Below are 11,668 nucleotides of genomic sequence, written 5' to 3'. Positions count from 1 at the left end.
TGGTCGGCAGGAACTAGCTCGTCAATGCTGACGAACTCCATAGTGGACTGGGTTTGGGGGCGGTCTTTTAACATGCCCCATTATAAAAAGTCCCCGCACGAGGGCGAGGACTTTGTCAGCAGTCTGAGCCCCAGTTATACTGGGGCTTTTTTATTCCATAGAAGCTGACTACATTGATGTTGGGGGTTGGAAATCATTAATGACTAAGTTTGCCGTATTACTAATTTTAGTTTTTCTTGTGGCCTGTAGTGTAAGTAAAACTACGACCGATTTTGGAGGATATGAGGTTAAGTTTAGTAGGTCTGTGATTCTCTCAGCTAAAGGAAAGCATGCTAATAATTTTGGTGGAATATCAGGTATAGATTACATAGCTGAAGATAATAAGTATCTACTAATATCAGATGATCGTTCTGAAAAAGATAAAGCAAGAGCCTATGAGATTGCGTTGGATGAGAATCTGTCTATAGAGAGCCTGGACGTTACATATCTTAAGGATCGTCTCGGTCGTGATTTTTTACCGAAACAGGTTGATCCTGAATCTATCCGCTACTATTCAAAGAACAGCGTATTTTGGTCTACAGAATTGAGTGAAGAGGGGCCTGCAGCATTCATAAGTGATTTTGATGCTGGTTTGACAAAGTCATTTACTCTTCCCGAACATATTTATCCGCATCAAAACGGTTCGGCAGGGGCTAGGTCGAATAAATTTATAGAAGGCATCACATTTTCTATTGATAAAAAGTATGTCATTTTTTCATTGGAAGCTCCTTTGATTCAAGATGGCAGAGTACCCAGTTATACAGAGGGTGGCAGAATACGACTGTTAGTCTTTGAAGCCTCATCCCAAGAATTAGTCGCAGAATATTTTTATACATTAGATGCTATACCAGAGCGAGCAACGGCTGAGCCTTACTTGTCAGATAATGGCGTTTCAGAAATATTAATGATAGACACGAAAAATCTTCTGGTTCTTGAAAGATCTGGATGGCATATCGGCGGCGGAGAGTTTGATTTTGACAACAGAGTTTATTCTGTACAGATTCCTCTAATCGATAATTCTGAGAGACGGGAACCTTTAGGCAGAGATCCAATAAATTTGGAAAAAACACTATTTATGAGAGTAGGGGACTTTATTGGCCAACAGCAGGGGAACCTTGAGGGATTCACTCTCGGTCCCAATTATGGTGAACGGCAGAGCTTGTTGATAATTTCAGACAACAACTTCAGTTCCAGGCAAGATACCCAGTTACTTGAGTTTTTGCTTAAAAAATAATCAACATCTCTACTTGAATTGACTTTTCCATTACAACTCTTTATATCTTTTCTCTTTAATCTGGAGAGAGTATAGCAGGGTGTCAAACGTCAAATCCAAGTCGGGGCTCATCCGTAAGACAAATGAATCGGCTATCGTACGTGCAGCAGAAATAGAGTTTGCCGATAATGGTTTTAAAGGCGCTTCCATGGGGAGAATTGCCACTAAGGCCGGAATACCGAGACCAAATGTCCATTATTACTTTAAGAATAAGGACGAACTTTATACTCACGTACTATTGTCTATTGTCAATCGTTGGATTTTGCTTTTTGAAGACATACGCCCAGAAGATGATCCAGCCAGTGCACTTCGAAAATATATTCACGCAAAGGTTATGTACTCCAAAGATAATCCGGAAGCTTCACGGGTTTTTGCCAATGAACTACTGCATGGTGCTCCAGTTCTCAAGCCTTACCTCAAGGGAGAGCACAAGAAATGGTTCGCTCAAAAAGAAAAAGTGATTCAAAGCTGGATTGATCAGGGAAAGATGGATCCCATTGACCCCAAGACTCTCATGTTCACCATATGGGCTTCTACGCAGCAGTATGCCGATTACCGGATTCAGATAGAAAGTATTTATGGAAAGGTTTTATCTAATAGTCTTTGCGGCGACATTGCAGATAATCTTTCGGAGATTCTTTTAAAGGGCTGTGGCTTGAAAGTATGAGATAAATAGCTCTAAAATTAACTTAAATTAAGTTAATTTGGAGAGCTTCTTGATGATCACTCTCAAAGAAGTTGCTGAGGAAGTCGGTGTATCAATCGCTACTGTGTCTTATGCTTTAAATGGTCGTGGCTCAGTAAGCAAGTCCATGCAGAATAAGGTGCATGAAGCTGCAAAGCGGTTGGGATACCGGCCAAATCGCAAGGCACAGGCCATGCGAACAGGGATGACCAGATCAATAGGGCTGATATTGCCTGATCTAACAAATCCATTTTTCCCTGAATTGGCGCAGAAAGTTGAAGTGGCGGCCAGAGAGCAGGGCTTCACAGTGACACTTTTTGATACCCAAAACGATAAAAGTGCAGAAGAAGAAGGTTTTCAAATACTCAGTCAGCATGGCGTTGACGGAATCATTTGTTGCCCAGTCAGTAATGAACTCCCGACCTCTGTTAACAACCTAATGTGTCCAGTTGTACTTGTTGATCGCCCAATTTCAGGCTTTGATGTCGTCCAGTCTGACTATCGACATGGGGGAGAGCTTGTTGCCAATTATGTCAATAATAGTGGTCACCAATATGTCGGCATGCTATCTGGTCCCAAGAATATAGAAAGCGCAAGGCAAAGGCGTGAGGGGGTTTTGGCTGCTCTGGCGGAGCATATCGAGGTGGTCTGGGAAGTTGAAATGCCATTTTCAAAGGATTTGCCAGAAGAAGCTCGTCAGCATTTAAAATCTAATCGTGCCTCTCTAATTATCGCAGCAGATGATTTAATTGCAGTAGGGGCCTTTAATGAGATTGAAGAATTGGGCTTGCGGGTACCGGAAGATGTATCTGTTATCGGCTTTGACAATATGCCGTGGTCGACCTTGATAAGACCGCATTTAACGACAATAGATCAGCCTATAGGAACTATAGGATTAGAGGCTGTTAACCTATTGGCTCAGAAAATTAAAACGCCAGATCGTGCTGTAAAGACAGTCGTGTTATCGGTGGAATTGGTAGAGCGGAATTCTGTTCTTGCCCTGAATAGTGCTTAATATAGCGATCTGAGATATTTGTTGACGTTTGGATTTAAAAAAAGGCGCTACAACTGTAGCGCCGAACATTTAGGTAGGGAGAATAAATATTTCGTTAAAATTTGATAGAAAAGTCGACTCCATAAAGGCGCGGGCCGTTAAAGCTGTGGCTCTCAAATCCAACTACGGATAAAACACTTGTAGAGCCGGTCTCATCAGTGATGTTTCTTGCCCAAATTCCGATATCAAACTTATCGTTACGTATTCCAGCTCTGGCAGCACCCTCCCAGTAACCATCAACCGTAAAGCGTGGTTCTTCAACTGAAGTAAAGCGCGTATCAACTTCGTCGCGGTAACTCCAATCTGTACTGATGTAGAATTGTGAGCCATTATCTAGAGGTTTGCTGTATTCCAGCAACACAGCCCCTGTTATTTCAGGTGCAAAAGGAAAACGTCTGCCGTTCAGGTTTACAATGGTTCCATCAGTTGTGCTGAAAAAAGTATCGCCATCAATTTCTGTATCAACGTAGCCAATATTGCCAAAGATGGTGAGGTTGTCATTCACGCTAAATTCCAATTCAGCCTCAATGCCTTGGCCAGTTCCGCCATCAGCGTTTAGAAGTCGGGCAGTAAAGCCTCCATTTCCGGTATCCTCAAAGCCTTGTAGCTGCTGGTCATCATAGTCATATCTGAATAGAGAAAGATTGGCTCTCATGCGTTGGTCAAGCAGAAAAGCTTTCATGCCAACTTCGAAAGAGAGAATAGTCTCAGGATCTGCAGTATCAAAAGAAGAGAACGGCCCGCCAGCCTCAATGACACCACCGTGGTAACCAGTTGCCACTCTAGCGTATAGGTTGATATTGTCATTGGCCTTATAGTTTAGGCTCAAGTCCCAGGTAATCTCCTCAGAAGCCAATTGATTAGTTTGACTGGTAGGAGCGCCAAACAGTGAAATCGGGCCTCTGTTCAGAGAGGGGTCATAAAATGCTGTATTGAAGTTGGGTATGCCACCTAAATTATTTGGATTGGGCGTAAACTGGCCTGTTACTCGACTGGCCTCGGTTTCATCATCGCTATAACGCAGGCCTGCAGTCAGTGTTGCTCTCTCTGTGAGATCGAATTCTACTTGACCGAATACGGCCCAACTCTGCAAGTTTTGGCTAACACGTTGGAACGCACCAAAGCCTGGATCGCCTGGCTGGCCGAGGTCGAAGGGACCGGGGTTGGCGGGAATTTGAAAAGCATTATTCGCGGTAGTATTCGCGTATTCAAGATCTTCATCAAAGTAGTAAAAGCCAATCTGCCACCGCAGGTTTTCACGGCTGTTGTCAGCCAGCCGGAATTCCTGGGTGAACTGAGTGATATCGTCAATTACATCTGCATTGATCAGAGCGGGCAAGCCGGTCGCATCAATGTCTCCTACAGTTGAAGACTCGGCAGAAATAAAACTGGTCAATGAGTTGAAATCAAGATTTCCTACAGAATATTCCAGGCGTAAATTCACGCCATTCATATCGATATCCTGAAAAGGAACTGCATCATTGTCCAAAGCAATTTTGTCCTTTTCAAAAGCTTGTCGGCCAAAATCAGGATCTTCTGCGGTAGAGTGAAAAAGTGCTGCAACACCATCATATGAACGTGTATAGCCTTGCAGGAGTGCAGAAAATTGCTCATTTGGCGTCCAAAGCAACTGAGCGCGCATTGCAGAATCAGTGTAGGCTCCGACCTCGTTACCTGTCACTAGATTGTCGACCCAGTCGTCTTGAGATTGGTACAGAACTGATATGCGACCAGCTAACTCATCTTCAACTAAGCTGCCTCCAACTGCGGCCTCTGTGTTAATTGTGTTAAACCGTCCATATGAAACTCGCGCTTTACCTTCAAATTCATGAGCTGGTTTTTTAGATATCACATGAACTGCGCCTGCTGTCGAGTTACGCCCCCAAAGGGTGCCTTGGGGGCCGCGTAATACTTCTACTTGCCCTATATCAAAAATAGGCATGCCCTTGATGATGGGATTAGATAAGACGACTTCGTCGTAATAGAGTTCTACTGATTGCTGCGCGTTCAATGCAAAGTCGGAATTACCAAGCCCTCGAACGTAAAATCGTGGGTAGGTACGACCGAAAGTAGATTCGATATTAAGGTTGGCGACTCTGGCTGAGAGCACGCGGATATCATCACCCGCCACACCAATAGTTTCTATGCTCTCTTCAGATATGGCCGAAATAGAGATAGGCACTTCTTGGAGGTTTTGTTCCCGTTTTTGTGCAGTTACGACAAGCTCTTCTAACGCCGTTGCTTGCACGTTGCTGGAAAACATTGCACACCCAATTGCAATGGCTGAGTAAAGCCGGCTTGTGTTGAAGTTGTTTACTGATTTCATGACCCCTCTCTACTTTTTGTATGTTGGCGTTGAAATTTAGACTGAAACGTTTAACTTTAAAGTTAAACGTTTAACTCTAGGATTAAACTACTCCTGAGCTTTTTGAATGTCAATAGGCTTGTTTTTCCTAAGTTTTAGCGAAATATCCGTTAAAAATAGAAGGTTTTTGCCAGTTACACGGTCAAAATAAATTTCGGTAGGAAAATGGAATTAAACGTTTCACTATTGTGTGTACGATCTAAAATACCTAAAGGCCCAGTTAACGGGCAATTGCGGCGGTTTGTCTTATTCACTGCTGTGTTTTGATCGCCAGCGATCAAATAAAACCGCAATAATGATCACTGAGCCGGTAATAAGGCGCTTTGTTGGTTCAGTCGCCCCGATCTGAGCTAGACCATTTTGTAATACAGCAATAATTAGCACGCCCAAAAAGGCACCGATTACGGAGCCTCGGCCCCCCATTAGGCTGGTACCACCAATAACTGCAGCAGCAATGGCTGAAAGCTCCAAGCCTAGTCCAGCATTAGGGTCAGATGCGCCTAAATAAGCTGCACTAAAAACGCCACCTAGTCCGGCCATTGCACCTGAAATCATCAATACGATCGCTCGGTATGGTTTGGTTTCAATGCCAGATAATCGGGCGGCTGTCTCATTAGTACCAATAGCGGTGATATAACGACCAAAAATTGTGCGAGTGAGTAAATAATGAGCGCCCGCAACAATGCATATTGCAATTATGAGAGCAACAGACACGCCGGAGCTTGCCATGGGGAAAGCAATACTCTGTATTTGTGGGCCGATATACAGAGTTTGTGAGGCTGTTGTGGTGTAGGCCAGTCCTCTGGCGATCTCCAGCATGCCAAGTGTGACTATAAATGAAGGTAGGGCAAAGTAGCTGGTAATGATGCCGTTTACTGCACCACATAGTGCGCCTGCCGTAATGCCTAACAGGCAGGCTGCCCAAATTGGTAAGCCAAGTGAAATAGAGGCTGCTCCGACAATGGCGGCACTCAGGCCCAGAATCGATCCGACAGAAAGGTCGATGCCCCCCACGATTAAAACTAACGTCATGCCAACAGTGATGACTGTCAGCGCTGGCAGCTGATTCAGTACAGTGGAGAGTGTAGTTAACGAAAAAAAGTTAGGTGTAATTATGCTGAATAAAAGTACCAGAGCAATCAGAGAAGTAATGATAAAATTTTCTTCCAAGTGTTTTTTAACCCAATTCATACTGACTCCGGTGATGTTCTCTCTTGGTTATACTCACTGAATGCTGCTTCCAGGATTTCATCCTGACTCCATTTTCTTCTTGAGAAGGTACTTACGAGCTTGCGATTAGACATTACAGCGATACGGTCACAAGTGTTCATGAGTTCCTCTAATTCGCTGGAGACAACTATCAGGCATTTACCTTGGTTTCGCAGTTGATGCAGCTTTTGGTAGATGCGGTTTTTGGCTCCAACATCGATACCACGGGTAGGCTCGTCGAGTAAAAAAATATGACTATCTTTGAATAGCCAGCGCCCTAGCAACACCTTTTGCTGATTGCCGCCACTGAGACTTTCTATTGTCTGTTCTGGGTTGTGGCATTTAATGGCTAAGTCTTGAATCAAATTCTCAGTTTTTTGCCTTTCTTTTTTGAAGTTAATCAAACCTGTGGGGGAAGAAATACGGCCAAGTGCAGGGAGGCTGATATTGACACTGATTGGTAGTCCAGAAAGGATTCCCTGGGTTTTTCGTTCTTCCGCTAGATAGCCGATGCCAGCATTCACCGCTTGACCAGGTGAGTGAATTTCTATCATTTCGTTATCTCTATGGCGGCAAAGAATTTTTCCTGAAACCAGCGGATCAATGCCATAAATGGCATTTAATAACTCAGTCCTACCTGACCCAGCTAGACCGGCAATTCCGAGTATTTCGCCTTGCATACACTGTAAGCTAATTGGCTCAACAAGATTTGAAGTGCTTGCTTTTTGTATGTCTACACTGATGTCGCCTTGATCGGAGTTTGTACTTATTGAGTAATCCTCAGCCTCTCTTCCTGACATATGAGTAATCATATCTTTAACACTGAGTTTGGAGGCTGGCTCAGTGATTATTACCTCGCCATCACGCAGGATGGAAACTTGATCAGATACCTGAAGCACATCCTCTAAACGATGGCTTATGTAGACAATGCTAGCCCCATTTTTGGCAAGGTCGCGGATAATCTGGTGTAAATGGTTCGCCTGGGTTTCAGTTAGAGCGGCGGTCGGCTCATCGAGTAAGAGCAATTTGTGAGAACCGCGATCTTGGCCAGTTGAAAGTGCCTTTGCAATCTCAACTAACTGCTGTTCACTGAGGTTAAGTTTTGCTGTTAGCGTGTCTGGCGATATCCAGTCCAGGCCAACATTTTTTAGCAACTTGGCTGCCCGATAGTTGAGCTGTTTACGATCAATTGACGCTCCATTTCGGGGGAAATGGCGTAAACCAATGTTCTCGGCAACAGTTAGGGTTGGCAAAAGACTGAGTTCTTGTGCCACAAAAGAAACACCATCATTAAAGGCGTCACGAGCTTTAACTGGCTGATATGCTTTGCCGTCCAATAGCAGTTCTCCCTGATCCATTGGAAGCAGTCCAGATAAAATATTCATGAGGGTGGATTTGCCTGCACCGTTTTCACCAACCAGAGCGTGGATTTCTCCGGGCTGTAGGGTGAGTGAAACGCCCTTTAAAACTGGTGTGGCAAAAGATTTATGTAGATTATGTATTTGAAGGCGAGGCGGCATTTTTTATTTCACTGTGCGGTCTGATAGTAATTAATCAATTGATTCTTTTATGACTAATTCAACGGGTGTCGTACGATCGATCAGTGTGCTGTTGCCTTGCAATGCCTCAATTGCATATTCAATCCCATAGACTGCTAGTAAATGTGCCTGTTGGTCTGCAGTGGCCAGAATCTTTCCTTGCCCAACAAGCTGGCGTACGGCTGAAATATTGTCAAACCCGACAATGCGGATTTTCTCAGATTTACCGGCCTGCTCAATGGCTGATGCGGCCCCGAGCGCCATATTGTCATTGGCGCAAAGGATGGCGTCTAAATCTGGATATTTTATCAACAGTGCTGAAGTAATATCGGCCGCTTTAGTTTGATCCCAGGCTGCGCTCTGTATAGAGACAACCTTGATCTCTGCTTCACGCAATGCATCCTCGAATCCAGCCCTGCGTTGTTGTGAGTTAAAAGCACTGGGTATGCCCTCTAATATGGCGGCCTGCGCCCCGGCATCCAGATGGTTTGCCAAGTACTTGCCGACTTTATAGCTACCGGCTTTGTTGTCTGGCCCAACAAAAGGAATATCTAATTGGTATTGTTGAAGGACTTCCGCGTCTAGCTTATTGTCAATGTTGACCACCACAACACCGGCGTTTATAGCTCTGGCCAAGGCTGGAACAATGGCTTTAGAGTCTGCCGGGGCAATCACGATCGCATCTGCACCGGCTGCTACCATCTGGTCGATAAGAGATACTTGTTGAGCCAGATCGCTCTCATTTTTAATGCCGTTTACCAATAACTGGTATGCGGTTTTTTCGTCACTGAGGCTATTTGCCTGATGATTTTTTGCGCCCTCAGCCATATTTACAAAAAATTCATTGGCTAAAGACTTCATCACCAGGGCAACGACTGGTTGCCCAGATTGATTGTGGCTGTTTTCTACACGGTCAGAACAGCCCGCCAGCAATACAAGTAGCCCTATGACAGAAAAATGGATCATTTTTTGAATTCTAATATTGAACATTGGCTCTAGAATACGCATAGATATCGCCTCAAATTGCAATTCTGTTGTGGTGGTGACCTATGAAATCCTTGATCTCAGCTTCAGTTGGTGATGCGCCCTGCGCCGAATGACGAGTTACTGAGATGGCAGCGGCTGCGCTAGCGGTTCGAGCAGCGCTAAAAAGGTCTTCACTTTTTGCAAGGCAAGATGCCAGTACGCCGTTGAAAACGTCTCCGGCACCAGTGGAATCCAGTGGTTCTACGGAGTAGGCTGGAATCATTTCGTTCCTGCCATTCTCAGAAACAAAACAGCCTTTGTCCCCCATAGTAATGATTATGGACTGCGCACCAAGCTGCCTTAAAGCGATTGCTGCTTCGGATGCTGACTCATAGCATTGAGGCAGAATGCCAGTAAAACTCTCTACTTCAACTTCATTCGGTGTAATTAGATATGCAATGGAGAAAAGCTCTTTTGCAACTTCTAAGGCGGGGGCGGGGTTAAATATGGATTTGATTTGGTTTTCTGCTGCAACTGTCAGCGCGGATTTTACGCTTTCTACAGGAACCTCCATTTGGGTGAGTAATACCTCCGAGCCAATGATCTGCTCCTCTGCTGTCAAGACATCTTTTGGCGTCAAGTTGGCATTTGCACCTGGGCAAACAGCAATCATGTTTTGTCCACGAGAAGATACCAGGATGTTTGCAACTCCTGTTTCGGTGCCTTGGATTACCTTTATATGCTCGGTCTTGATGTCATTTTCAGTAAGAAACTCTAGAGCCATGCTGCCGAAGTTGTCTTTACCAATGCAGCCGATCAGGGAGATATCGCTACCAGCGCGCAGAGAGGCCATTGCTTGATTAAGGCCTTTGCCCCCCAGTGTAATATTTGACCTCCTTGCCAAAACAGTTTGAGCTGGTGTGGGGAATTCGTCCACATAGGCAGCGATATCACAGTTAATGCTGCCGACAACAACGACCTTTTTGTTCTGGTTTAAATGCATATTCCTGTTTCCCATTCGATCTTCTATCAAGCTCGACTTTGGTGAGTTTGGAGTGCGTTTTCAGCTCTGGTCGTATGCTTGAGAGGCTGACTTTAATTAACTTAAACGTTTAATTCAATACTATTTGATAATAATGTCCTTAGTATTTCCAAAAACTAACCAAATAAGAGCATGGCATAGCTATGCCTAGTATCGCCCCTTGACAGTCTTATATGAGGGTAGACATAATCAAACTTAAACGATTAACTTATGAGTTATAGGACATAAGGTCATACTGCTATGAAATTTCGACTATTAACCCAATTTATTCAGCTTGGTTTTCTCATGGTTGGATCCTTGGTGCTTCCCGCAATGGGTTCTGAGAAACCAAAAATCATAGTCGATGCAGATTTGTACCATTATGCTGATGACCATGAAGCGATCGTTATGCTTTCTACTTTGCATAACAGGGGCGCTCTAGAGTTACTGGGCCTGACATTGGTTGCTGGAAATCATCACCAGCAACAAAATGAAGTAGACAGCTTACGATTGATAGAGCGAATGAAGATCGCTGATGGTTTGCCAGTATACCTGGGAGCGGATCGACCTTTATTACACTCGCGAGAGGCCTTTCACCGCTTTAATGCGGAACGCTATGGTTCCGAATATGCAGGGGCATGGAGCAGAGATCCTTCTGTGGTTGAGCCAGTCGATGGTATGCCAACAACTAAGGTCAAAGCAAAGCACGCTGTAACTTTTATAATCGACGCTATTCGGGCTAACCCTGATGAAGTTACTATTGTTGCGCTTGGGCCCTTGACCAACATTGCATTGGCTTTTCGAATGGCCCCAGATATCAGTAGTAAAATTAAATCGATCATATATATGGGGGGTACGGCTTATGCGCCTGGTAACGTAACCCCCTCCGCTGAATTCAATTGGTGGTTTGATGCAGAGGCCGCAAAAATTGTTCTAGAAGAAGCTGTAGAACACGTTGTGATTCCGTTGGATGCCACGGATAAAATCCTGTTTAACCAGAAGCTTTATAAGCGGTTTGTCAAAAAATATCCCAATCACCCAATGACAACGCACTATCTGGTGCCGAAGTTTAAGAAAGTTTTTAAAGAAAATCCTGACTATACAATACCTGTATGGGATGCATTGGTGCCTGTTTACTTGTATAAGCCAAATTCTGTAACTGATGAAAGAGAGCTTTGGCTTGCTATCGACGCGGCTCCCGGGCCTAATTATGGTCGAGTTATACCTTTGCCCGTAAACTCGAAGGGCGAAAAGCCACCCTTTTTTGGTGCTCAAAAGGCCAAGGTAATCATTACTATGAATGAGCAAGAATTCTGGAAAATATATGAAGAACTAGTGTTTGAGTTCGAGTTTTAGAATATCTGAAAATTACTCGCCGGAGATATATCTAGGGCAACTCTGATTAATTCATCGATTGAGCGATAATAGCAGCATATCCACAACCCCGAGATACGAATGCGCCAACAATCCCTGACCGATGGTTTTGAAAAACACCGCAAGAAAACTCGCAAAGAGCGT

Annotated in this window: 9 protein-coding genes; 4 read left to right on the top strand and 5 right to left on the bottom strand. The window is 44.3% G+C overall.

All coding sequences use genetic code 11. The features are described from left to right. Positions 1-199: 199 nt before the first annotated feature. The 3 genes from QSV34_RS14805 (at position 200) to QSV34_RS14795 (ending at position 3,012) form a co-directional block, all read left to right on the top strand. A complete protein-coding gene (locus tag QSV34_RS14805; protein WP_289155983.1) occupies positions 200-1,273 on the top strand; it encodes an esterase-like activity of phytase family protein in 1,074 nt (357 codons plus the stop codon). A gap of 79 nt (positions 1,274-1,352) precedes the next feature. Beyond that, positions 1,353-1,979 carry a TetR/AcrR family transcriptional regulator gene (locus QSV34_RS14800; RefSeq protein WP_289155981.1) on the top strand — a complete coding sequence of 209 codons (627 nt, stop codon included), beginning with the start codon at positions 1,353-1,355 and terminating at the stop codon, positions 1,977-1,979. A gap of 52 nt (positions 1,980-2,031) precedes the next feature. Beyond that, positions 2,032-3,012, top strand: coding sequence for a LacI family DNA-binding transcriptional regulator (locus QSV34_RS14795; protein ID WP_289155980.1), 981 nt, complete (start codon positions 2,032-2,034; stop codon positions 3,010-3,012). 94 nt (positions 3,013-3,106) lie between these two features. Here the strand turns inward: QSV34_RS14795 and QSV34_RS14790 are convergent, their stop codons facing one another. From QSV34_RS14790 to rbsK, 5 genes are all read right to left on the bottom strand, one after another. Next, positions 3,107-5,377, bottom strand: a complete 2,271-nt coding sequence (locus tag QSV34_RS14790) for a TonB-dependent receptor (protein WP_289155978.1) — start codon at positions 5,375-5,377, stop codon at positions 3,107-3,109. A 285-nt stretch (positions 5,378-5,662) separates the two neighbouring features. Next, the gene (locus QSV34_RS14785) at positions 5,663-6,607 is read right to left on the bottom strand and encodes an ABC transporter permease (RefSeq protein WP_289155976.1); all 945 of its coding nucleotides are present in this window, start codon (positions 6,605-6,607) and stop codon (positions 5,663-5,665) included. Then, positions 6,604-8,145, bottom strand: coding sequence for a sugar ABC transporter ATP-binding protein (locus QSV34_RS14780; protein WP_289155975.1), 1,542 nt, complete (start codon positions 8,143-8,145; stop codon positions 6,604-6,606). The genes QSV34_RS14785 and QSV34_RS14780 overlap by 4 nt, the downstream gene beginning before the upstream one ends. A 30-nt stretch (positions 8,146-8,175) precedes the next feature. Beyond that, positions 8,176-9,171, bottom strand: coding sequence for a sugar ABC transporter substrate-binding protein (locus QSV34_RS14775; RefSeq protein ID WP_289155974.1), 996 nt, complete (start codon positions 9,169-9,171; stop codon positions 8,176-8,178). Between the two features lie 10 nt (positions 9,172-9,181). Next, a complete protein-coding gene (gene rbsK, locus QSV34_RS14770) occupies positions 9,182-10,147 on the bottom strand; it encodes a ribokinase (RefSeq protein WP_289155972.1) in 966 nt (321 codons plus the stop codon). A 264-nt stretch (positions 10,148-10,411) separates the two neighbouring features. On the opposite strand from rbsK, the gene QSV34_RS14765 reads away from it, so the two are divergent. Then, positions 10,412-11,506, top strand: a complete 1,095-nt coding sequence (locus tag QSV34_RS14765) for a nucleoside hydrolase (protein ID WP_289155970.1) — start codon at positions 10,412-10,414, stop codon at positions 11,504-11,506. Positions 11,507-11,668: the final 162 nt, after the last annotated feature.

The organism is Porticoccus sp. W117, from assembly GCF_030341905.1.
Lineage (GTDB): Bacteria > Pseudomonadota > Gammaproteobacteria > Pseudomonadales > Porticoccaceae > SCSIO-12696.
The sequence above is the reverse complement of the archived record's forward strand: the minus strand, read 5'-3'. Positions and strand labels throughout refer to the sequence as shown.

Coding starts and splice junctions, on each gene's coding strand:
- QSV34_RS14805 (WP_289155983.1), top strand. CDS start 200: ATGACTAAGTTTGCCGTATTACTAATTTTAGTTTTTCTTGTGGCCTGT.
- QSV34_RS14795 (WP_289155980.1), top strand. CDS start 2,032: ATGATCACTCTCAAAGAAGTTGCTGAGGAAGTCGGTGTATCAATCGCT.
- QSV34_RS14790 (WP_289155978.1), bottom strand. CDS start 5,377: ATGAAATCAGTAAACAACTTCAACACAAGCCGGCTTTACTCAGCCATT.
- QSV34_RS14785 (WP_289155976.1), bottom strand. CDS start 6,607: ATGAATTGGGTTAAAAAACACTTGGAAGAAAATTTTATCATTACTTCT.
- QSV34_RS14780 (WP_289155975.1), bottom strand. CDS start 8,145: ATGCCGCCTCGCCTTCAAATACATAATCTACATAAATCTTTTGCCACA.
- QSV34_RS14775 (WP_289155974.1), bottom strand. CDS start 9,171: ATGCGTATTCTAGAGCCAATGTTCAATATTAGAATTCAAAAAATGATC.
- rbsK (WP_289155972.1), bottom strand. CDS start 10,147: ATGGGAAACAGGAATATGCATTTAAACCAGAACAAAAAGGTCGTTGTT.
- QSV34_RS14765 (WP_289155970.1), top strand. CDS start 10,412: ATGAAATTTCGACTATTAACCCAATTTATTCAGCTTGGTTTTCTCATG.